This window comes from Caballeronia ptereochthonis, assembly GCF_001545075.1.
Lineage (GTDB): Bacteria > Pseudomonadota > Gammaproteobacteria > Burkholderiales > Burkholderiaceae > Caballeronia > Caballeronia ptereochthonis.
The window spans coordinates 1-20,450 of sequence record NZ_FCOB02000061.1 but is presented as its reverse complement, the minus strand read 5'-3'; the positions used below and the strand labels follow the sequence as shown (position 1 = coordinate 20,450).

22 protein-coding genes and 1 pseudogene are annotated in these 20,450 nt (G+C 64.0%); 8 read left to right on the top strand and 15 right to left on the bottom strand.

Annotated features, from left to right (window positions below):
* Positions 1-125: 125 nt before the first annotated feature.
* A complete protein-coding gene (locus AWB83_RS34675; RefSeq protein ID WP_087050113.1) occupies positions 126-1,097 on the bottom strand; it encodes a thymidylate synthase in 972 nt (323 codons plus the stop codon).
* A gap of 147 nt (positions 1,098-1,244) precedes the next feature.
* Positions 1,245-2,624, bottom strand: coding sequence for a sigma-54 dependent transcriptional regulator (locus AWB83_RS34670; protein WP_087050112.1), 1,380 nt, complete (start codon positions 2,622-2,624; stop codon positions 1,245-1,247).
* A gap of 977 nt (positions 2,625-3,601) precedes the next feature.
* On the opposite strand from AWB83_RS34670, the gene AWB83_RS34660 reads away from it, so the two are divergent.
* Entirely contained in the window at positions 3,602-4,099 is a 498-nt protein-coding gene (locus AWB83_RS34660; RefSeq protein ID WP_087050110.1) for a dihydrofolate reductase, read from the top strand.
* A gap of 48 nt (positions 4,100-4,147) precedes the next feature.
* On the opposite strand, the gene pmbA is transcribed toward AWB83_RS34660, so the two are convergent.
* A complete protein-coding gene (pmbA, locus tag AWB83_RS34655) occupies positions 4,148-5,518 on the bottom strand; it encodes a metalloprotease PmbA (protein ID WP_087050109.1) in 1,371 nt (456 codons plus the stop codon).
* 201 nt (positions 5,519-5,719) lie between these two features.
* On the opposite strand from pmbA, the gene yjgA reads away from it, so the two are divergent.
* Together yjgA and mog are read left to right on the top strand one after the other, a co-directional pair.
* Entirely contained in the window at positions 5,720-6,331 is a 612-nt protein-coding gene (yjgA, locus tag AWB83_RS34650) for a ribosome biogenesis factor YjgA (RefSeq protein WP_087050108.1), read from the top strand.
* On the top strand, positions 6,309-6,935 hold the full coding sequence (gene mog / locus AWB83_RS34645) for a molybdopterin adenylyltransferase (protein WP_167389194.1): 627 nt from the start codon (positions 6,309-6,311) through the stop codon (positions 6,933-6,935). Before yjgA ends, mog begins: the two co-directional genes overlap by 23 nt.
* Positions 6,936-6,942: 7 nt before the next feature.
* Here mog and orn read toward each other — a convergent pair whose 3' ends face one another.
* Positions 6,943-7,566, bottom strand: coding sequence for an oligoribonuclease (orn, locus tag AWB83_RS34640; protein ID WP_087050116.1), 624 nt, complete (start codon positions 7,564-7,566; stop codon positions 6,943-6,945).
* Positions 7,567-7,698: 132 nt separating this feature from the next.
* Between orn and AWB83_RS34635 the strand changes: the two genes are divergently transcribed.
* The 3 genes from AWB83_RS34635 to AWB83_RS34625 are packed head-to-tail and all read left to right on the top strand — an operon-like array spanning position 7,699 to position 10,219.
* On the top strand, positions 7,699-8,967 hold the full coding sequence (locus AWB83_RS34635) for a M48 family metallopeptidase (protein ID WP_087050106.1): 1,269 nt from the start codon (positions 7,699-7,701) through the stop codon (positions 8,965-8,967).
* Positions 8,964-9,899: a ribosome small subunit-dependent GTPase A gene (gene rsgA / locus AWB83_RS34630; RefSeq protein WP_087050105.1), complete on the top strand. Its 936-nt coding sequence runs from the start codon at positions 8,964-8,966 to the stop codon at positions 9,897-9,899. Before AWB83_RS34635 ends, rsgA begins: the two co-directional genes overlap by 4 nt.
* Entirely contained in the window at positions 9,896-10,219 is a 324-nt protein-coding gene (locus AWB83_RS34625; RefSeq protein WP_087050104.1) for a putative signal transducing protein, read from the top strand. The genes rsgA and AWB83_RS34625 overlap by 4 nt, the downstream gene beginning before the upstream one ends.
* Here the strand turns inward: AWB83_RS34625 and AWB83_RS34620 are convergent, their stop codons facing one another.
* The 7 genes from AWB83_RS34620 to AWB83_RS36345 form a co-directional block, all read right to left on the bottom strand.
* A complete protein-coding gene (locus tag AWB83_RS34620) occupies positions 10,220-11,158 on the bottom strand; it encodes a CobD/CbiB family protein (RefSeq protein ID WP_087050103.1) in 939 nt (312 codons plus the stop codon).
* 126 nt (positions 11,159-11,284) lie between these two features.
* Entirely contained in the window at positions 11,285-11,938 is a 654-nt protein-coding gene (locus AWB83_RS34615; protein WP_087050115.1) for a CoA pyrophosphatase, read from the bottom strand.
* 145 nt (positions 11,939-12,083) lie between these two features.
* A complete protein-coding gene (gene rplS / locus AWB83_RS34610) occupies positions 12,084-12,470 on the bottom strand; it encodes a 50S ribosomal protein L19 (RefSeq protein ID WP_087050102.1) in 387 nt (128 codons plus the stop codon).
* Between the two features lie 138 nt (positions 12,471-12,608).
* Entirely contained in the window at positions 12,609-13,379 is a 771-nt protein-coding gene (trmD, locus tag AWB83_RS34605; RefSeq protein WP_087050101.1) for a tRNA (guanosine(37)-N1)-methyltransferase TrmD, read from the bottom strand.
* Positions 13,380-13,404: 25 nt separating this feature from the next.
* A complete protein-coding gene (gene rimM / locus AWB83_RS34600) occupies positions 13,405-14,139 on the bottom strand; it encodes a ribosome maturation factor RimM (protein WP_087050100.1) in 735 nt (244 codons plus the stop codon).
* 54 nt (positions 14,140-14,193) lie between these two features.
* On the bottom strand, positions 14,194-14,448 hold the full coding sequence (gene rpsP, locus AWB83_RS34595) for a 30S ribosomal protein S16 (protein WP_008342343.1): 255 nt from the start codon (positions 14,446-14,448) through the stop codon (positions 14,194-14,196).
* Between the two features lie 68 nt (positions 14,449-14,516).
* Positions 14,517-14,741: a hypothetical protein gene (locus tag AWB83_RS36345; RefSeq protein WP_143750155.1), complete on the bottom strand. Its 225-nt coding sequence runs from the start codon at positions 14,739-14,741 to the stop codon at positions 14,517-14,519.
* Between AWB83_RS36345 and AWB83_RS34590 the strand changes: the two genes are divergently transcribed.
* Complete coding sequence (locus AWB83_RS34590) at positions 14,719-15,222, top strand: TM2 domain-containing protein (protein ID WP_087050114.1); 504 nt, start codon at positions 14,719-14,721, stop codon at positions 15,220-15,222. The genes AWB83_RS36345 and AWB83_RS34590 overlap by 23 nt on opposite strands.
* Before the next feature lie 4 nt (positions 15,223-15,226).
* On the opposite strand, the gene AWB83_RS34585 is transcribed toward AWB83_RS34590, so the two are convergent.
* Positions 15,227-16,357 carry a PA0069 family radical SAM protein gene (locus AWB83_RS34585; RefSeq protein ID WP_087050099.1) on the bottom strand — a complete coding sequence of 377 codons (1,131 nt, stop codon included), beginning with the start codon at positions 16,355-16,357 and terminating at the stop codon, positions 15,227-15,229.
* Between the two features lie 67 nt (positions 16,358-16,424).
* Positions 16,425-16,913: an Lrp/AsnC ligand binding domain-containing protein gene (locus tag AWB83_RS34580; protein WP_087050098.1), complete on the bottom strand. Its 489-nt coding sequence runs from the start codon at positions 16,911-16,913 to the stop codon at positions 16,425-16,427.
* A 164-nt stretch (positions 16,914-17,077) separates the two neighbouring features.
* On the opposite strand from AWB83_RS34580, the gene AWB83_RS34575 reads away from it, so the two are divergent.
* Positions 17,078-18,370, top strand: a complete 1,293-nt coding sequence (locus AWB83_RS34575; protein ID WP_087050097.1) for a D-amino acid dehydrogenase — start codon at positions 17,078-17,080, stop codon at positions 18,368-18,370.
* A 49-nt stretch (positions 18,371-18,419) separates the two neighbouring features.
* On the opposite strand, the gene AWB83_RS34570 is transcribed toward AWB83_RS34575, so the two are convergent.
* Complete coding sequence (locus AWB83_RS34570) at positions 18,420-20,210, bottom strand: acyl-CoA dehydrogenase (RefSeq protein WP_087050096.1); 1,791 nt, start codon at positions 20,208-20,210, stop codon at positions 18,420-18,422.
* 96 nt (positions 20,211-20,306) lie between these two features.
* A pseudogene (locus AWB83_RS35890) lies at positions 20,307-20,450 on the bottom strand (electron transfer flavoprotein subunit alpha/FixB family protein); the annotation flags it as partial.

The following is a 20,450-nucleotide window of genomic DNA, read 5'->3' as shown; positions in this document are numbered from 1 at the left end:
GGTGTCGGCTTCTTAAGCATGACCTCTATTAAAGAACAAAGCCCTGGGCAGAGCCAGGGCTTTGTCAGCAGTCTGACGCGCGGCAGAAGCCGCGCGTTTTCATGTGTGAAGCTGCAAGCCTGCGCTCAGACGGCCATCGGCGCCGTGATCGCGTCGTGATGCCTGTACCCTTCGAGCGCGAAATCCTTCGGCTCGATCTTCTCCAGCCATTCCGGCTCGTAGCGCTTCGTGACCGCATGATCCGGCACACGGTCCGAGATGATCAGCTGCGGAAGCGGATACGGCTCGCGCTTCAACTGCTCGTTGAGCATGTCGAGCTGATTCTCGTAGATGTGCGCATCGCCGATGAAATACGTGAACCAGCGCGGCGTATAGCCCGTCAGCCGGCCGACGAGATGCAGCAGCGCCGCGCCTTCGGTCAGGTTGAACGGCGTGCCGAGCCCGACGTCATTGCTGCGGATGTACAGGCACAGCGAGATTTCGCGCGTCACCGCATTCGGGATGAACTGATACAGCAGATGGCACGCGGGCAGCGCGATCTCGTCGAGCTTCGCGGGATTCCACGCATGGAACAGGATGCGCCGGTCGGTCGGCCGCTCGATGATCGTGTCGAGACATTGCCGCAACTGGTCGATGGCCTTGTACAGCAGGACCTGCTCGCGCCCGTTCTCGACGAAGCTCGTGACGAGCTGATAGCCGCGATTGGTGGCATCGGCGAGCTGGTCGCCCGCGCCGGCGTCGATCAGCTTGTACGCGGGCCACTTGCGCCACTGCACGCCGTACACGTCGCCGAGATCGTCCGGCCCTTGCCGGTACGGATTCTCGAGCCATTGCGGATTGTCGTTCGCGTTGGCGTCCCAGACCTTGCAGCCGAGCGCGCGGAAGTCCGCCGCGCTCTTCGACGCGCGCAGGAAGCCCACCAGCTCGCCGATCGCCGACTTGAACGCGAGCTTCTTGGTCGTCACGGCCGGGAAGCCCTGCTGCAGATCGAAGCGCAGCATCGCGCCGGGAATGCTGATCGTGCGGATGCCCGTGCGGTTTTCCTGCCAGGTGCCGGTATCGAGGATCGTCTGGACGAGCTCGAGATACTGTTTCATTCGATGTTCCTTGGTGTGCTGCGCGCCGTCACGAACGGATGGCGTAAAGCACTGATTTTACCAAGCACGGAGTGCCCGTGCTCTAGTGCGGCAGCACGAAAAACGGGCGCCCGAAAGCGCCCGTTCAGCGATGTCGAAGGCGGGTGCTCAGCCGCGCGTCGCGTGCTCCGGCGGCGCGTCGACCTCGATGTGACGCATGCCGTGCGCGCTCAGCAGGCGATACAGCGTCACGCGCGAGATCCCCAGTTCGTGCGCCGCATCGCCGAGCCGCCCGCGATGCCGCAGCAACGCGAGCTCGATCGCCTGACGTTCCGCCGCCTCGCGCGCCTGCGCGAGCGAAACCGGTGCGACCTCGACGTACTCGCCGAGTTCGAGATCGCGCGCCGTGATCTGACGCCCTTCCGACATCACGATCGCGCGCCGCACGCGGTTGATCAGCTCGCGCACGTTGCCCGGCCAGCCGTAGTTGTGGATCGCCGCGATCGCGTCCGGCGAGAAGCCGCGCAGACGCCGGCTCGCATCCTTCTTGAAGCGATCGAGCATGTGCTTCGCGAGCAGCTCGATGTCCTTGCCGCGCGCGCGCAGCGGCGGCTCGTCGATCTGCAGCACGCACAGGCGGTGATACAGGTCCGCGCGGAAGCGCCCTTCGATCATCGCGGTCTGCATGTCGACGTGCGTCGCCGAGATGATGCGCACGTCCACCGGCGTCGAGCCGTGGCCGCCCAGGCGCTCGACCTTGCGCTCCTGCAGGAAGCGCAGCAGGCTTGCCTGGCTCTCAAGCGGCAGATCGCCGATTTCGTCGAGGAACAGCGTGCCGCCGTTGGCCGCCTCCACGCGGCCGATCTTGCGCTGGTTCGCGCCCGTGAACGCGCCGCGCTCGTAGCCGAATAGCTCCGATTGCAGCAGATGCGCGGGAATCGCGCCGCAGTTGATCGCGACGAACGGCTGATCGCGGCGCGCGGAGCGCTCGTGAATGGCGACCGCCGTCAGCTCCTTGCCGGTGCCCGACTCGCCGGAGATGAACACGGGCGCGTCGGTCATCGCGACCTTGCGGATCGAGCGGAACAGCGCGAGCATCGCGTCGCACGAGCCGACCATCTCGCCCTCGGCGCGGCCTTCGCTGCGCGCGTCGTTCGACGCCGCGTCGTGCAGCGCGACCATGCCATAGGCGTGGCCGACGGAATCGACGACGCGGTCGTTCGACGTCGGCAGCGTCACGTAATCGAAGCAATAGTCGCGAATGAGCCGCCGCACGGCGGCGTCTTCCAGTTGTCCCGCAACGGTGGCCGCGACCCAGCCCACGTTCGTCATCGTCAGCGACGATTCGAACGCCGCCAGTTCATGCGATTCGAAATGGCTCGACAGGTCGAGCAGTCCGCCCATTGCCAGGTCGCTGCGCAATGCCTTGCGCGTCTCGCGCGCGCTCGCGACGATTTCGATGTGCCAGCCGCGCTCCTCGAATCGCGCGCACAGCGTCTCGCTTGGATCGCGAGTCACATAGATGAGTTGCCGCCGAGCGACGTCCATTATTCAGATCCTTTGTTCAACGTTCGTTGAAAAGGTCACGTAGTTCAGGCTCGCGCTAGATCGCAGACTTCCTGTCCCGCACATTTGCCGAGACGATCGGCAGAGGGACTTTTGCAATTCGATACCTCGCCCCGTACACGGCGCGATACACCTCGCACCCTTCCACGAAACCTTTATGTCTGATTCTGTGCTGTTTTTGAGAGACTACTATAACCCGGAAACCCGCGAAAACAAATATCGGCAGAGGCGCCAGATTAGCCACAAAACCCTGATGGGACGGGCTTGGAAAGAATTTTTCACATAATTATTAAAAACTTTCCGCACAATTTAATAAGACAAAATCTTATACCGATTTCGCGGGAACTTCCTGCTTTTCTGCCTTCATGTTTCAGCTTTGAAACGTTTTCCTGCGATTTCCCGAATCGTTGTCCCGCGCGCTTTCCGGCATTCTTTGCGGGGCAATCGATCGCGGCCGATGGCATGTAATTCGCTAATTCTCGTCCTGACGCAAAGGTAAGAAATACCGTTTGTCGAACGCACGTTCAAATCCCGCAAAAGCATTCATTCTCCAGATAATCCTCCATCCATACCGGCGGAACGATTACTTTATTTCCGGGTGTTTCATATCCGGGAATAGTTACCTTGGGTTATGTCGTCAAGATGGCACTCGATAGTTCATTCAGGCGCGACGAAACATCCGACGCGCAACAAGGCGGCGACGACGCGGACGAATTCGTCCGGACGCGCCTGCCCGCCATACGGTCAACCGGTTCCGGCATCAGCGTGACCTTGTGGGACGAGGTCGCGCCCGCGCTGCCCCGAACGCCGCCGCCACTGGCCGACGACTCGCCGGAGACGTGAGCCGGCGCCGGGCGTGGCCTGTAATGCGGCACGGACGGCGCGCGTGCGTCGGTTAGAATCGAGGCCCCGGCGGCGCGGCCCGCGCGCGCCAGTTTGCCTCGACCTCATCCTTCCACATGACGACGCTGACCCTGATCGTCGCCCGCGCGCGCAATGGCGTGATCGGACGCGATAACCAACTGCCCTGGCGCCTGCCCGAGGACCTCGCCTTCTTCAAGCGCACGACGATGGGCGCGCCCATCATCATGGGCCGCAAGACGCACGAATCGATCGGCCGGCCGCTGCCGGGGCGGCGCAATATCGTCGTGTCGCGCGACGCCACGCGGCGCTACGAAGGCTGCGACGTCGTAACGAGCCTCGAGGCGGCGCTCGCGCTCGCGCCGGCCGAGGAAGCGTTTCTGATCGGCGGCGCGCAACTGTATCGCGATGCCGTCGAGCGCGCCGACAAGATGATCGTCACCGAGATCGACGCCGATTTCGACGGCGACACGCGTTTTCCGGCCCCCGATCCGGCGCGCTGGCGCGAGGTGTCGCGCGAAACGCATCGCGCCGCGCCGCCGAACGAGTTCGATTTCGCGTTCGTCACTTACGAGCGCAAACGAGCACCGGAATGACAAAAGCCCCGGACACGCCGGGGCTTCCCGTTTGCAACGCTTTGACGCCTATTGTCCCGCGACCGTCATCCGCTCGATCAGCACCGAGCCGATTTCCTTCGTGCCACGCACGACCGTATCCGCGCCGATCGCCTCGATATGGCGGAACATCTCCTGCAGCGTGCTCGCCACGGTGATTTCCTCCACCGCGTGCACGATCTTGCCGTTTTCGACCCAGAAGCCCGACGCGCCGCGTGAATAGTCGCCCGTCACGTAGTTCACGCCCTGCCCCATCAGCTCGGTCAGCAGCAAGCCGGTGTCGAGCTTCTTCAGCATCGCTTCGAAGTCGTCCCCGGGCCCAGTGTGCGTGCTCTTCATCGTGAGATTGTGCGAGCCGCCCGCATTGCCGGTCGTCTGCATGCCGAGCTTGCGCGCCGAATACGTCGAGAGGAAATAGCCCTGCACGACGCCGTCCTCGACCACATTGCGCCGCTGCGTGCGCACCCCTTCCTCGTCGAACGGCGCGCTGCCCATGCCGCCCTTCACGTGCGGATCCTCGACGATCTGGATGTGCGGCGCGAACACCGGCTTGCCGAGGCTGTCGACGAGGAACGTGGTCTTGCGATACAGCGCGCCGCCGCTCACCGCCTGCACGAACGCGCCCAGGATGCCGGCCGCGAGCGGCGCCTCGAAGAGCACACGGCATTTGCGCGTGTCGAGGCTTCTCGCACCCAGACGCGCCAGCGCGCGCTCGGCGGCGTAACGGCCGACCGCTTCCGGCGCGGCGAGACCGGCGGCGTCGCGTTTCGAGGTGTACCAGTCGTCGCGCTGCATGTCACGGCCGGCGGCCGCGATGGGCGCGCACGCGATGTAGTGACGCGAGTACGGATAGCCCGCCATGAAGCCGCGCGAAGTCGCGAGCACGAATTGCGAATGCTGCGCGGACACGCTCGCGCCTTCCGAGTTGGTCACGCGCCGGTCGACGGCGAAGGCCGCGGCCTCGGCGCGGCGCGCGATCTCGGCGGCCTCTTCCGCGTCGATGTCCCACGGGTGATAGAGGTCGAGGTCCCGCGGCGCCTTCTCCAGCAGATCCTCTTCGGCGAGGCCCGCCGCGCTGTCCTCGGCGGTGAAGCGAGCGATGTTGTACGCGGCGGCGACCGTGTCGCGCAGCGCGTCGCGCGTGAAGTCGGCGGTGCTCGCGTTGCCGCGCTTCTTGCCGATGAACACGGTCACGCCGACCATCTTGTCGCGATTGTGCTCGATCGTCTCGACTTCGCCGCGCCGCACGCTCACCGACAGGCCGTCGCCTTCGGAGATCTCGGTGGCGGCATCGGTCGCGCCGAGTTCCCTCGCGTAGCGCAGGATGTCGGAGGCGATCTCCTTCAGCTCGTCCTGCGTATGCGGGAAATAGCGTTGCTTGACGTCCATGTCTGCGGCCATTTTTGGTTGCCTTTGGAAGCCGGGCGTCGCGCGCCCGCGCATGTCGTGGTTGCTTCGGAATTCCCGGCCCGAATCGCTCGCCACGCGAGCGTCGAATAACGGGATTGGCGTATCTCGCGATCATAGCAAGGACGGCGTGCATTCACCCGCCAAGCTTCGTCGCGGGCTCGGGCGACAGGCGCCGCAAGATACAATGTCGGGATGAACCGTAAAACCCGCATTCAACCGATCGATGCCGGCCGCGACGACGAGCGCGACGCCGACGAACACGGCTACGACCGTCCGAGCAAATCCCAGCTCAAGCGCGAAATGCACGCGCTGCAGGAGCTGGGCGAAGCGCTCATCGCGTTGCCCAAGGATGCGCTGAAACGCATGCCGATGCCCGAAGATCTCGGCGACGCCGTGCGCGAGGCGCGCCGCATCACCGATCACGAAGGCAAGCGCCGGCAATCGCAATACGTCGGCAAGCTGATGCGCTCGCTGACCGATGACGAAATCGCAGCGCTGCGCACGGCGCTGGAAACGCATCGCGGCGTGAACAAGAGCGAAACCGCGCGCCTGCACTGGATCGAGCGCACGCGCGAGAAACTGCTCGCCGACGACGCCGCGCTCACCGAATTCATCCGCACTCACCCGGGCGTCGACGCGCAGGAAGGCCGCACGCTGATCCGCAACGCGCGCAAGGAGCGCGAGCAGCAGAAGCCGCCGCGCTATTTCCGGGAATTGTTCCAGTGGATCAAGAACGCGGCGGGCGTGGAAGACGACGAAAACATCGAAGGCGACGAGGACGATCGTGACGAAACCGAAGCGTAATCATCCGGATGAGCTGATCGTCGGGCTCGTGTCGATCAGCGATCGCGCATCGCAAGGCGTGTATGAGGACAAAGGCCTGCCGTCGCTGCAGGCGTGGCTCGGCGAGGCGCTCACGACGCCCTTTCGCGCCGAGTCGCGCCTGATCCAGGACGACGCCGCGACCATTTCCGCGACGCTCGTCGAGCTGGTCGACACACACGGCTGTGACCTCGTGCTGACAACCGGCGGCACCGGCCCCGCGCGCCGCGACGTGACGCCCGAGGCGACGCTCGCCATTGCGACCAGGCCGATGCCCGGCTTCGGCGAGCAGATGCGCCAGATCAGCCTGAATTTCGTGCCGACCGCCATTCTTTCGCGGCAAGTCGCGGTGATTCGGGAAACGGCGGATCACGCCGCGCTAATCATCAACCTGCCGGGTCAGCCGAAGTCGATCCGCGAGACGCTCGAGGGTTTGAAGGACACGGACGGCAAGACGAAAGTGCCCGGCATTTTCGCTGCGGTGCCGTATTGCATCGATCTGATCGGCGGGCCGTACATCGAAACGCGGCCCGATGTGGTCGCGGCGTTCCGCCCGAAGAGCGCGATCCGTCCGCCGAAGGCGTGAAATACGCTCAGGACGCGTCCGCGACAGGCGCCGACGGAATCAGGAAGTGCTCGCGATAGTACTTGAGCTCGTCGATCGACTCGTGGATGTCGGCGAGCGCCGTGTGCATCGCGCGCTTCTGGAAGCCCTTGTAGATCGCCGGCTGCCAGCGGCGGCACAGTTCCTTCAGGGTGCTGACGTCGAGGTTGCGGTAATGGAAGAACGTTTCCAGCTCGGGCATCCAGCGCGCCATGAAGCGGCGGTCCTGGCAGATCGAGTTGCCGCACATCGGCGACTTGCCGGGCGGCACGTATTGGCCGAGGAAATCGCGAATCTGGCGCGTCGCCTCGGCTTCGTCCACGGTCGAGGCCTTCACGCGCTCGGTCAGCCCGGAGCGGCCGTGCGTGTTGCGGTTCCACTCGTCCATGCGGCCGAGCGTTTCGTCCGATTGATGAATCGCGAGCACCGGCCCTTCCACCATCCTGTCGAGCGTCGAATTCGTCACGACCACCGCGATTTCGATGATGCGATCGTTGTCGGGGTCGAGTCCGGTCATCTCCATGTCGAGCCACACGAGGTTCATGTCGCTGCGCACGGGGATGTTTTCTTCAGCGGGGTTCGCGGAGTCCGAAGCGGCGGAGATATCGGTCATGAAAGCGGCCTGAGAGGTGGAAAAGCCATGCCCGCTCACGATCGATCCGATAGCAGGATGCCGCGTTTGAACGCTGCGCGGCGGCACGGTCAAGAACCTATAATTCTCGCATAGTTCAATCGGAATACCCGGATGACCAATTTCACTCTTGCTTTCTCGACGGTGTTCGTCGTCGCCTTGGTCGCGATGGTCTCGACCAAGCTCTGGCTCGCGTCGCGCCAGATTCGCCACGTCGCCGCGCACCGCAACGGCGTGCCGGCGCAATTTTCCGGGACGATCCCGCTCGCCGCGCATCAGCGCGCCGCGGACTACACTGTCGAACGCACGCGGCTCACGATGATCGAGGTCGTCACGAGCGCGGTCGTGCTCGTCGCGCTGACCCTGCTCGGCGGCGTGCAGGCGCTCGATCTCGCCATCACGGAGTGGCTCGGGCGCGGCTATCTCGGACAGATCGCGCTGGTGGCCTCGGTCGTCGCGATCACGAGCGTCGTCGACCTGCCATTCGATTACATCCGGCATTTCGTGATCGAAGAGAAGTTCGGCTTCAATCGCATGTCGAAGAAGCTCTTTTTCGTCGATCTCGTAAAAGGCACGGTGCTGGCCGTCGTGATCGGCGCGCCGCTGCTACTGCTCACGCTCTGGCTGATGGACCGCGCCGGCACCTACTGGTGGCTGTGGACGTGGATGGTCTGGGTCGCGTTCCAACTGCTCGCGATGATCATCTACCCGACCTTCATCGCCCCGCTCTTCAACAAGTTCGAGCCGCTGAAGGACGAAGCACTCGTCGCGCGCATCCAGAACCTGATGTCGCGCACGGGCTTCGCGGCCAAGGGCCTGTTCGTGATGGACGGCAGCCGCCGCTCCGCGCACGGCAACGCGTATTTCACGGGTTTCGGCGCAGCCAAGCGCATCGTCTTCTTCGATACGCTGCTCGCGCGCCTTTCCGGCAGCGAGATCGAAGCGGTGCTCGCGCACGAGCTCGGCCACTTCAAGCGCCGCCACGTGCTGAAGCTGATGATCGTCATGTTCGGCATCAGCCTCGCGATGCTCGCCCTGCTCGGCTGGCTCGTGCAGACGACCTGGTTCTACGAAGGCCTCGGCGTGCGGCCGTCGCTCGTGGGCAGCAACAACGGGCTCGCGCTCGTGCTCTTCATGCTCGTGCTGCCGGTGTTCATGTTCTTCATCACGCCGCTCGGCAGCCTGACCTCCCGCAAGAACGAGTTCGAAGCCGATGCCTTCGCCGCGAGCCAGACCGATCCGAAGGATCTCGTGAACGCGCTCGTGAAGCTCTACGAGGACAATGCGTCGACGCTCACGCCCGATCCCGTCTACACCGCGTTCTATTACTCGCATCCGCCCGCTTCGCAGCGCATCGACCGTCTGATGCAGCAGGCCGCATGACGGGCGGCGCACCGCGAGGCCGTCGCGCTTCGGCCGGCGATCGGATCGAAGGCACGGTGATCGCCGCGCACGGGCGGCACTATCTCGTCACGCCGGAAACCGGCGGACCGATGCTCCAGTGCTTCCCGCGCGGCAAGAAAAGCGACGTGGCCGTCGGCGATCGCGTGATCTACGAGCAATCGTCGGCGGATCAGGGTGTGATCGTCGAGATCGGCGAGCGGCGCAATCTGCTCTATCGCTCGGATCAGTTCAAGTCGAAGCTCTTTGCCGCGAACCTCGATCAGTTGCTGATCGTGCTGGCAACCGAACCGCATTTCAGCGAGGACCTGCTCGGGCGCGCGCTGATCGCAGCGGAAGCGCACGGGCTGGAATCGCTCATCGTGCTCAACAAGATCGACGTGGAAGCCGCGCTGCCGCTCGCGCGCGAGCGTCTCGCGCCGTATCGCGAACTCGGCTACACGGTGATCGAGCTGTCCGCGAAGATGGCGCCCGGCGACGTCCATCCGCAACTCGACGCGCGTTTGAAAGACCGCTCGACGATCCTGCTCGGCCAGTCCGGCATGGGCAAATCGACGCTCGTAAACCTGCTCGTCCCCGATGCGGACGCCGCCACACGCGAGATTTCATCGGCGCTCAACAGCGGCCGTCACACGACCACGTTCACGCGTCTGTACAGTCTTCCCGGAGGCGGCGCGCTCATCGACTCGCCGGGTTTCCAGGAGTTCGGCCTGCACCATCTGACCGAAGGCCAGCTCGAGCGCGCCTTCGCCGATTTCCGGCCGTACCTCGGGCATTGCCGGTTCTACAACTGCCATCATCTGCACGAACCGGGCTGCGCGGTGCTCGAAGCGGTCGAGGCCGGCAAGATCAGGCCCGAGCGTCACGCGCTCTACGCGCAACTCGTTCACGAAGCGAGCCAGATCGTTCGATGAAGCGGCTCACGCGCGCCCCCAACCTGATCACGGCGCAGCACTGGGTGAACGTGCTGGCGACCGCGGGCGTGCAGTGCGAGTTGCACAACCGCTATCTGAACGGCGCGCTGGGAGAGATTCCGGCGGATCAGTGCGCGCCGGAAATCTGGATCGTCGACGATCGCGACGAAGCGTTGGCCTTGCGGATGATCGAGCGCGCGAGGAAAGGACCGGACGCCGATGCCCGGCCGTGGCGCTGCAGGCACTGCGGCGAATGGCTGGAAGCGCAATTCACCGTGTGCTGGCAGTGTCAGACGGAGCGCGATCCGCTGGACGACTGACTACGCCAGCCACACGGCGATGGTCAGCATCAGGAGGAGCAGCATCCACAGGATCACCGCGCGCCACACGAGGCCGACCGCCGATTGCAGCGTGCGCGGCGTGCAGTCGTCGCCGACGGGCAGCGGGCCCGCCTCACCGACGGCGAGCGCCTCGACCGACAGCGGCTCCGCGAGCGGACCGGCAAGACGCGCACCCAGCGCGCCGCTGCCCGCCGCGAGCAGGACACCTTCGTTGACGTCCGGCCATTGGCGCGCGTGATTGCGCCACGCGTAGATCGCATCCTCGAAATTGCCGACGATCGCGAAGCCGAGCGCGGTGAGGCGCGCGGGCACCCAATCGATGATGAAGAACGCGCGCTGCGCGAACGACGAGAACGCGGCGGTGCGCTCCGGATTCGGCTTCGACCACGCGCGCGCCAGATACTCGGCGATGCGATAGAGCACCGCGCCCGCCGGGCCGATCGGAATCAGGAACCAGAAGAACACCCCGAACACATGCCGATGCGATGCGATCACCGCATGAACCAGCGTGTGACGCACGATTTCGCTGACGGGCATGTCGACGGTGTCGATGCCGGTCCATTCGGTCAGCACCTCGCGCGCCCGGGGCACGTCGTCGTTGTTGAGTGCGAGATGGATGTCGGTGAAATAGTGGCTGAACTGGCGAAAGCCGAGCGTGAAATAGACGATCACGACGTTCCACAGGAACGCCAGCACGAAATTGATCCGGTACAGCACGTAATAGACGAGCCCGACGACGAGCGTCCACGGCAGCACGACGACCAGCCAGGCGACGATGCCGTGCTTCTCCTTGCCGGCGTCGAAGCCGTGCGCGGTGGATTCCGCATGATATTGAAGCAACGCCGAAATCGGATTGTGCGGCGATAACGCGCGCACCTGCTCAATGATGAGAGCCAGCAACACAGAGAAAAAAGTCATGCGAAGCGCCGGAACAGTCCGTTTAGTTCGAGTTTCGCGTAACGATAGCACAGCGCCTGACGCGTTTAGCGCGCGAGCTAATTGCGCGCGCCGGCGCGAGCGCGCGGACTTTTCGCGCCGTCACGCTCAAGCCGCGAGGAAGCGGTAGAAATTGCGCAACATGCCGGCCGTTGCGCCCCAGATGAAATAAGGAGCCTTTCTTTCGCCCGGCGAGTAGGGCATGGCAAAAAAACGACGCTCGCCGCCTTCCCAGCGAAAAACGCGCACTTCGTGATTGGCCGGATTCATGAGCCAGGCGAGCGGCACCTCGAAAATGTCGGCCACTTCGCGCGTGTCGGCTTTCAGTGAAAACGGCGGATAAACGAGCGCGACGACCGGCGTCACGCGGAATCCCGTGCCCGTCAGATAGTCCGGCATCGCCCCGACGACTTCGCAGTGCTCGGCACCGAGGCCCACTTCCTCCTTCGCCTCGCGCAGCGCGGTGGCGGTGGCATCCACGTCCTCGGGCTCGTGGCGTCCGCCGGGAAAGCTGATCTGGCCCGCGTGATCGGAAAGATGATCGGCCCGCTGCGTGAGCAGCACCGTCAACCCGCCTTCGCGCACGACGAGCGGCACGAGCACGGCCGCGACGCGCGGATCGCCGCCGATCGCCTTGATGCGCTGTTCGGGAGGCTCCCGCGTCCATTCGAGCGTCTGTCCGAAGCGCGCGCGCAAGCCGTCTGGCGTGAGCCGTTCGGGCGGGACGGGTGGCAGCGATTCGCCCGTCGGGAGCACGGGCATGCGTTCGGGTTCGAGAATGCGCGGAGTCGAGGTCTTGCCGGTGGACACAGTTAGGCAGGTTGGGTGTCGAAGATATGATTTGAACACACCAAAGAAAAAAGCACCCGCAAGGGGTGCTTTTTCCGGTGCGACGCTGCGTTGGAGATTACTCCGCGGCGGCTGCACGATCCTTCGTGAACAGCTTTTCCTTGATTCGAGCCGACTTGCCCGAACGCTCGCGCAGGTAGTAGAGCTTCGCGCGGCGAACGTCGCCACGGCGCTTCACGACGATGCTGGCGAGCAGCGGCGAGTAGGTCTGGAACGTACGCTCGACGCCTTCGCCCGACGAAATCTTGCGGACAATGAAGTTCGAGTTCAGGCCACGGTTGCGCTTCGCGATGACGACGCCTTCGTAAGCCTGGACACGCTTGCGCGTGCCTTCGACCACGTTCACGTTGACGACGACGGTATCGCCCGGCGCGAAGTCGGGGATGCTCTTCTCGCCCAGAACGCGTGCGATCTCTTCCTTCTCGAGTTGCTCAATCAGATTCATTACTGACTCCTTGTGCCATCTTGCCGAAGTTGCGTGCCTCGCGAAATTCGCTTGTGATGAGGCCTCGGTAGAGGATGGGTTTGCTTCAGGCGCCGATGTTCAGTCGGCGCCCCCTTGTCCCGCTCGTCGGCTCGAAACCTATGCAGGCTTCGACGCGTCCTTCGCGAGTTCCGCGAGCCATGCCTCGTCGGCACGGCTCAGCATCTTGCTTCCGCGCGCCCGCTCGATCAGATCGGGCCGCTTGTTGAATGTGTTGCGCAACGCTTCGCGCCTGCGCCAGGCGTCGATTTCCTTATGATGGCCGCCCAGCAGCACATCGGGAACGCGCATGCCTTCGTACTCTTCCGGCCGCGTGTAGTGCGGACAATCGAGCAGCACATCGACGAAACTGTCCTGCACCGCCGACTGCGCGTCGTTCAGCACGCCGGGCAACTGGCGCACCACCGCGTCCATCAGCGCCATCGCAGGGAGTTCTCCGCCGGACAGCACGAAGTCGCCGAGGCTCACTTCTTCGTCCACTTCGCGCTCGATCAGGCGCTGATCGATCGCTTCGTAGCGGCCGCACAGCAGCACCAGACCGGGTTCCTGCGCGAACCGCATCACGCGGTCGTGGTCCAGCTTCGCACCTTGCGGCGACATCATCACCACGCGCGTCGACGCGATGCCCTGCTCGCGCTGCGCGGCTTTCGCCGCGTGAATCGCATCTTCCAGCGGGCGCGCCAGCATGACCATGCCTGGGCCGCCGCCGTACGGGCGATCGTCGACGGTGCGATAGTTGTCTGTCGTGAAATCGCGCGGATTCCACGTGCGCAGACCGAACCGCTCCTGCTTCACCGCCCGGCTGGTGATGCCCCAGTCGGTCAGCGCGCGAAACATCTCGGGAAAGAGCGTCACGACATCGAACTGCATCGCTCTCTCCATAACGTGCCGATGTTCAATAATCGGCGTCCCAGTCGACGACGATACGCTTCGCCGCGCGGTCCACCGTCTTCACATATACGCCGACGAACGGAATCAGCCGCTCGCCGGTGACGGGCCTGCCATCCTTGTCCGTACCCGGATACTCGATCCGCAGGATGGAATGCGCGCCATTGTCGATGAGATCGGCGACGCGGCCCAAGGCCACGCCCGCTTCGTTTTCGACATCCAGGCCGATCAGGTCGACCCAGTAAAATTCGTCTTCGCTGTCGAGCTTCGGGAAATCGCTGCGCGCGATATTCACCGTATGGCCCTTCAGCGCGAGCGCCGCATCGCGGTCGTCACAGCCGGCGAGGCGCGCGACGATGGTATCGGCATGCACCTTCGACTGCAGACAGCGCGCGGACTTGCGTTCGCGGCCCTTCACGAGCCACCAGCGTTTCGCGCTCAGAAGCGCGTCGCCGCCCTGCTTGCCGTTCGCGTGCGGCACGATCTTGACCCAGCCCTTGAGACCATACGCATCGGCGATGAAACCGACCTCGACGGCATCTTCCGGCAAAGCCTCGACCGGCTCGATTACGTCTTCCGGCTTGCTACCACTGGAAATACTGCTCGAAACGTCGACCGCCACGCGACGCGCGCCCGGCTTGCGGACGAACGCGCCAAACGTGGCGGAACCTTCATCTTGCCCCGGCTTCGGCCGGCCGATGTTTCCGGAAGCGCGTCCGGATTCTGAATCGCGCGCGGACATCAGCGAACCTTCGGGCAGTTTTCGAGCGGTTTGTACAGCGTCGACGAAGCGAGCTTAAGCAGCCGGCTGGGCTTGCTGAGCTTGCTTGACCAGGCGCTCGACCGTCGGCGACAGTTGCGCGCCAACGCCTTGCCAGTACGTCAGGCGATCCTGAGCGATACGCAGCGACTCGCCCTTCGTGGCGACCGGGTTGTAGAAGCCCACGCGCTCGATGAAGCGGCCGTCACGGCGGCTACGCGAGTCGGTTGCGACGATGTTGTAGAACGGGCGCTTCTTCGAGCCGCCACGAGCCAGACGGATGATGACCATGCTGAAATCCTTGAAAACCGGGGGTTCGGAACAACGAGAACAGGCGATTATAGCTGGATTCCGAAGCTCTAACAAACACTTAACGCTTTTTTTGGATGCGAGGCGTTGTTGAGAGCGCGCTCACGGTCGATCCCAGCCGTTTTCGGATACCGGGAATCACGCTCGTGCGGCAACGTGACATTGGTGGTGCGCTCGCTCGTCGGCGTAAAATGGCGGATTGGCGTCGGTTCGGATTCGGCGTCCGCCTCCATTTCACCACCGCTTTCGCTGATGACTTCCTCGTCCGTCGCCACGCAATCCGGCCCGAAGCCGGCCGGCAAGCAAGCTCCGCCCTATTTCCGCTCGAAGACGCTCACCGCGGCGCTCGCGTTCCTGTTCGGCTACATCGGCCTGCATCGCTTCTATCTGTACGGCATGCGCGACAAGTACGGCTGGGCTCATATCGTCGGCATCATTCTGGGCGCGTTCGGCTATCTGCTGCTCGCGGAATCGGAGCGCACGTCGACTCTCGGCTGGGTGCTGGCGTTCCCGGGCGCCATCTCGCTGCTCGCGGCCTTTCTTTCCGCCATCGTCTATGGTCTGCGCCCCGACGCCAAATGGGACGCGCAATTCAACGCCCACACCGGCCGCACCAGCCGCTCCGGCTGGACTGTCATCTTCGTCGTGATGTTCTCGCTGCTGATCGGCGCCTTCTTGCTGATGACCGGTCTCGCGCTCACCTTCCAGACCTATTTCGAGAGTCAGGTCGAAGCGGCGAAAACGCTGTCGCAATAAAACATCAGAACAAATCGAGCTGCGCGTTTATCGGCGACGCGGCTCGTTTGGCCGGCCGCTGAAACTCGGACATATCGAGAATGCCATGCTGCCGTGCATTCAGTCCGAGGCGCTTGGTCGCCTGACGGAAACGCTGCTTGAGCATGTCGGCCCACAGACCCTCGCCTTTCATCCGCGTCGAGAAGTTCGAGTCGTAGTCCTTGCCGCCGCGCATGTCACGCACGCGGCCCATCACGCGATCCGCGCGATCGGGAAAATGCGCGGCGAGCCAATCCTTGAAGAGCGGCGCGACTTCCCAAGGCAGGCGCAGCACGATATAGCTCGCGCTCGTCGCGCCCGCCTGGGCGCAGGCCTCCAGCACGCGCTCCATGTCCGGCTCGGTGACGAACGGAATGACCGGCGCGATGCTGACGCCCACCGGAATGCCCGCTTCGGCGAGCGTGCGGATGGTGCGCAGGCGCCGCGACGGCGTGGCCGCGCGCGGCTCGAGCGTGCGCGCGATGTCCGCATCGAGCGTCGTGACCGTGATGGCCGCCATGACCTGACCACGTGCGGCCATCGGCGCGAGCAGGTCGATATCGCGTTCGATCAGCGACGACTTCGTGATCGCCGCGAACGGATGCCCGCAATCGTGCAGAACCTGAATGACGCGCCGCGTGAGCTGAAGATCCCGCTCGACGGGCTGATAGGCGTCCGTATTTACGCCGAGCGCGATCGGATCGGGCTCGTAGCCCGGTTTCGCGAGCTCGCGCTCGAGCAGTTCGGGCGCGTTGATCTTCGCGTAGATGCGGCTTTCGAAATCGAGCCCCGGCGAAAGTCCGAGATAGCTGTGCGTCGGACGCGCGAAGCAGTAGATGCAGCCGTGCTCGCAACCCCGATAGGGATTGAGCGAGGTCGTAAAGGGAATGTCCGGCGAACTGTTGCGCGTGAGGATGGTTTTCGCGCGTTCCTCGAATACCTGCGTGCGCAGCGGCGGCGCGCCTTCGTCTTCGCCTTGACCGGCGGTGTGCAGCCAGCCGTCGTCGATGCGTTCGCGCTCGTCCTTCTCGTAGCGGCCCTGGATGTTCGTGACCGCGCCGCGCCCTTTCAGGGGAGCGGGCGGCGCGACGGGATATTCACGGTCGGGCGATGACATTGCGACGAAATCCAACAATTTATACTGTATAAATATACAGTATCGACGTATCGCCGCAAGGGAAAAATCACACCTCGACCGGAATCTTCAGGGTCTCCTTGATCTCCTCCATCACCACGTAGCTCTTCGACTGCACCGCGCCCGGCAACTGCAACAGGATGTCGCCGAGCAGCTTGCGATAGTCCGCCATTTCGCCGATGCGCGCCTTGATCAGATAGTCGAAATCGCCCGACACGAGATGGCACTCGAGCACCTCCGGAATCTTCTGCACTTCGCGCCGAAACTGCTCGAACATGTTGCCGCTCTTGTGATCCAGCGTGATCTCGACGAACACGAGCAGCGCCGCGCCCAGTTCGGCCGGATTCACGCGCGCGTAGTAGCCGGTGATGACGCCATCGCGCTCCATGCGCTTCACGCGCTCGATGCAGGGCGTAACCGACAGTCCGACACGCTCGGCCAGGTCCTTCATCGCGATGCGGCCGTCCTCCTGGAGAAGGTTCAGGATCTTGTGATCGAGCTTGTCGAGCGCACGGACCGGATTTCGCTGTGTTCGCATTGGTTTTTCCTGAAAATCGACCAAATACAATAACTAAAACTGGCTGCATATCAATAGTATAGGCGATAACACTACACGAACTTCCGTTGACCCACTCGATCGACTTTTCGGGCGGTTCTCAGATGAAGAGCGCGGAAGTTTCTCGAATTTTCGATGGAGATCACATGCGAATCGTTATTCTCGGAAGCGGCGTCGTCGGCGTGACGAGCGCGTATTACCTTGCTCGCGCCGGCCACGAAGTCACGGTCATCGATCGTGAAGCCGGCCCCGCCCTCGAAACGAGTTTCGCCAATGCCGGACAGATCTCTCCGGGCTACGCATCGCCGTGGGCCGCGCCGGGCGTGCCGCTCAAGGCCGTGAAGTGGATGTTCGAGAAGCACGCGCCGCTCGCCATCCGCCTCGACGGCACGATGAACCAGCTGCAATGGATGTGGCAGATGCTGCGCAACTGCACGCAGGATCGCTACACGGTGAACAAGGGCCGCATGGTGCGCCTCGCCGAATACAGCCGCGATTGCCTGCAGGCGCTGCGCGCCGACACCAGCATCCAGTATGAAGGCCGCACCGGCGGCACGCTGCAACTGTTCCGCACGCAACAGCAGTTCGATGGCGCGGGCAAGGACATCGCCGTGCTGAGGGACGCGAACGTGCCGTTCGAGTTGCTCACGGCCGATGAGCTGAAGAAAGCCGAACCGGCGCTGGCTGCCGTCTCGCACAAGCTGACGGGCGGCCTGCGTCTGCCGAACGACGAAACCGGCGACTGCCAGATGTTCACGACGCGCCTCGCCGCGATGGCCGAAGCGCTCGGCGTCAAGTTCCGCTACAACACGCCGATCGACGCACTCGCCATCAGCAATGGCCGCGTCGCGGGCGTGCAGTGCGGCAAGGAACTCGTGCAGGCCGATTCGTATGTCGTCGCGCTCGGCTCCTATTCGCCGAAGCTCCTTGGCGATCTCGTGAAGATTCCGGTTTATCCGCTCAAGGGCTATTCGATCACCGCGCCGATCGTCGACACGAACCGCGCACCGGTCTCGACCGTGCTCGACGAGACCTACAAGATCGCGATCACGCGCTTCGACGACCGCATCCGCGTGGGCGGCATGGCGGAAATCGTCGGCTACGACAAGAAGCTGAAGAAGGCGCGCCGCGAGACGCTGGAGATGTGCGTGAACGATCTGTTCCCGGGCGGCGGCGACACTGCGAACGCCACGTTCTGGACCGGCCTGCGCCCGATGACGCCGGACGGCACGCCGATCGTCGGCCGCACGCCCGTGCCGAACCTGTTCCTGAACACGGGCCACGGCACGCTCGGCTGGACGATGTCGTGCGGCTCGGGCCAGTTGCTCGCCGATCTGATGTCGGGCAAGCAGCCCGCGATTCGCGCGGACGATCTGTCGGTGCATCGCTATTTCGGCGATGCCGACGTGAAGACGCGCCCGGGTTACGCGAACGCCTGATTCCGCGACGGCTGATGAAAAACGGCGCCCAAGGGCGCCGTTTTCGCGTTTAGAACTGATCTTCGCTCAAAGCGAGCACGCCTTCCTTCCCGTTCGCGCTGATGATCGACGCCTCGATGCCCGGCGCGTACGACAGGATATGTTCCGCGAAGAACTGCGCCGTCGCGATCTTCGCCGAATGGAAGCGCTCGTCCTCCGCGCGTCTGGCGTTCGAGACGAGCATCGCGCGCGCCATCTGCCATCCGCTCAGCACGATGCCCGCGAGCCGCAGATACGGCACGCTGCCCGCGAACACCGCGTTCGGATCGCTTTTGAACTTCGCGACGATGAACTCGATCGCGCGCGCCAGCGACAGACTCGCCGCGCTCAGGTGCCGATGCATCGACCTGAACGGCTGGCCATCCGCCTCGGCGAGCGCCGCGATGGTCTGATCGATCTGCGCGAGGAGCGCCTGCGCCGCGCGGCCGCCGTCGCGCACCGTCTTGCGGCCGACGAGATCGTTGGCCTGGATCGCCGTCGTGCCCTCGTAGATCGGCAGGATGCGCGCATCGCGATAATGCTGTGCCGCGCCCGTCTCCTCGATGAAGCCCATGCCGCCGTGCACCTGCACGCCGAGGCTCGCGACTTCGACGGACATCTCCGTGCTGAAGCCCTTCACGATCGGCACGAGGTATTCGTAGATCGCCTGATGGCTCGCGCGCGCGTCTTCGTCGGGATGGCCGTGCGCGAGATCGCTGTGCGCCGCCGCGACATACGCGAGCGCGCGTGCGCCCTCGGTGTAGGCGCGCATCGTCGCGAGCATGCGGCGCACGTCGGGATGATGGATGATCGTCACCGGCTCTTTCGCGCTGCCGTCGACGGGACGGCTCTGCACGCGCTCTTTCGCGTAGGCCACCGCCTGCTGATACGCGCGCTCGGCAATCGCCACGCCCTGCATGCCGACCGCGAAACGCGCCGCGTTCATCATGATGAACATGTATTCGAGACCGCGGTTCTCCTCGCCGATCAGATAGCCGATCGCGCCGCCGTGATCGCCGTATTGGAGCACCGCGGTCGGGCTCGCCTTGATGCCCAGCTTGTGCTCGATCGACACGCAATGCACGTCGTTGCGCGCGCCGAGCGAGCCGTCCTCCGCCACGAGGAACTTCGGCACGAGGAACAGCGAAATGCCCTTCACACCTTCGGGAGCATCGGGCGTGCGCCCAAGCACGAGATGCACGATGTTCTTCGCCATGTCGTGCTCGCCGTAGGTGATGAAGATCTTCGTGCCGAAGACCTTGTACGTGCCGTCGCCCTGCGGCTCGGCGCGCGTGCGCACGAGCGCGAGATCGGAGCCGGCCTGCGGCTCGGTCAGGTTCATCGTGCCGGTCCATTCGCCGGAGATGAACTTCGGCAGGTAAAGCGCCTTTTGTGCGTCGCTGCCCGCGGTGAGCAGCGCTTCGATCGCGCCGTCGGTCAGGAGCGGACAGAGCGAGAACGAGAGATTCGCCGAGTTGAGCATCTCGATGCACGGCGTCGCGATGAGCTTCGGCAAGCCCTGGCCGCCGAAGTCGGCCGGATGCACGACGCCCTGCCAGCCGCCTTCGGCGAACTGGCGGAACGCGTCCTTGAAACCAGGCGTCGTCATGACTTCGCCGTTCGCCCAGGCGCTCGGATTGCGATCGCCCGCGACATTCAGCGGCGCGACGACCTCGCCGCAAAAGCGCGCCGCTTCCTCGACGACGGCTTGAGCCGTGTCGAAGCCTGCGTCCTCGTGACCGGGCAGAGCGGCGATGCTGTCGATATCGGCCAGCTCTTTCATCACGAACAGCATGTCCTTGACCGGGGCGTTGTAGCTCATTGTCCTGTCTCCTCCGTTAGATAGCCGAAAAAAAGGGCGCAACGTTTGTCGCGCCCTTCTTCTTGTTATGGCGAGTGCGAGTCACCCGGCGCGAACTCAGCCGAGCTCTTTCACCAGTTCAGGCACGACCGCGAACAGATCGCCGACGAGACCGTAATCGGCGACGCTGAAGATCGGCGCTTCGGGGTCTTTGTTGATCGCGACGATCACCTTCGAGTCTTTCATGCCGGCCAGGTGCTG

Excerpts from the sequence above, each read along its gene's own strand:
- rsgA (WP_087050105.1), top strand. The coding sequence starts at position 8,964 with ATGACGGGCGGCGCACCGCGAGGCCGTCGCGCTTCGGCCGGCGATCGG.
- AWB83_RS34590 (WP_087050114.1), top strand. The coding sequence starts at position 14,719 with ATGACTTCCTCGTCCGTCGCCACGCAATCCGGCCCGAAGCCGGCCGGC.
- AWB83_RS34615 (WP_087050115.1), bottom strand. The coding sequence starts at position 11,938 with ATGCCCGTGCTCCCGACGGGCGAATCGCTGCCACCCGTCCCGCCCGAA.
- rimM (WP_087050100.1), bottom strand. The coding sequence starts at position 14,139 with ATGTCCGCGCGCGATTCAGAATCCGGACGCGCTTCCGGAAACATCGGC.
- AWB83_RS34570 (WP_087050096.1), bottom strand. The coding sequence starts at position 20,210 with ATGAGCTACAACGCCCCGGTCAAGGACATGCTGTTCGTGATGAAAGAG.
- AWB83_RS34620 (WP_087050103.1), bottom strand. The coding sequence starts at position 11,158 with ATGACTTTTTTCTCTGTGTTGCTGGCTCTCATCATTGAGCAGGTGCGC.
- AWB83_RS34580 (WP_087050098.1), bottom strand. The coding sequence starts at position 16,913 with ATGCGAACACAGCGAAATCCGGTCCGTGCGCTCGACAAGCTCGATCAC.
- AWB83_RS34585 (WP_087050099.1), bottom strand. The coding sequence starts at position 16,357 with ATGTCATCGCCCGACCGTGAATATCCCGTCGCGCCGCCCGCTCCCCTG.
- pmbA (WP_087050109.1), bottom strand. The coding sequence starts at position 5,518 with ATGGCCGCAGACATGGACGTCAAGCAACGCTATTTCCCGCATACGCAG.
- AWB83_RS34625 (WP_087050104.1), top strand. The coding sequence starts at position 9,896 with ATGAAGCGGCTCACGCGCGCCCCCAACCTGATCACGGCGCAGCACTGG.
- yjgA (WP_087050108.1), top strand. The coding sequence starts at position 5,720 with ATGAACCGTAAAACCCGCATTCAACCGATCGATGCCGGCCGCGACGAC.
- rplS (WP_087050102.1), bottom strand. The coding sequence starts at position 12,470 with ATGAATCTGATTGAGCAACTCGAGAAGGAAGAGATCGCACGCGTTCTG.
- AWB83_RS34670 (WP_087050112.1), bottom strand. The coding sequence starts at position 2,624 with ATGGACGTCGCTCGGCGGCAACTCATCTATGTGACTCGCGATCCAAGC.
- AWB83_RS34675 (WP_087050113.1), bottom strand. The coding sequence starts at position 1,097 with ATGAAACAGTATCTCGAGCTCGTCCAGACGATCCTCGATACCGGCACC.
- AWB83_RS34660 (WP_087050110.1), top strand. The coding sequence starts at position 3,602 with ATGACGACGCTGACCCTGATCGTCGCCCGCGCGCGCAATGGCGTGATC.
- rpsP (WP_008342343.1), bottom strand. The coding sequence starts at position 14,448 with ATGGTCATCATCCGTCTGGCTCGTGGCGGCTCGAAGAAGCGCCCGTTC.
- orn (WP_087050116.1), bottom strand. The coding sequence starts at position 7,566 with ATGACCGATATCTCCGCCGCTTCGGACTCCGCGAACCCCGCTGAAGAA.
- AWB83_RS34635 (WP_087050106.1), top strand. The coding sequence starts at position 7,699 with ATGACCAATTTCACTCTTGCTTTCTCGACGGTGTTCGTCGTCGCCTTG.
- AWB83_RS34575 (WP_087050097.1), top strand. The coding sequence starts at position 17,078 with ATGCGAATCGTTATTCTCGGAAGCGGCGTCGTCGGCGTGACGAGCGCG.
- trmD (WP_087050101.1), bottom strand. The coding sequence starts at position 13,379 with ATGCAGTTCGATGTCGTGACGCTCTTTCCCGAGATGTTTCGCGCGCTG.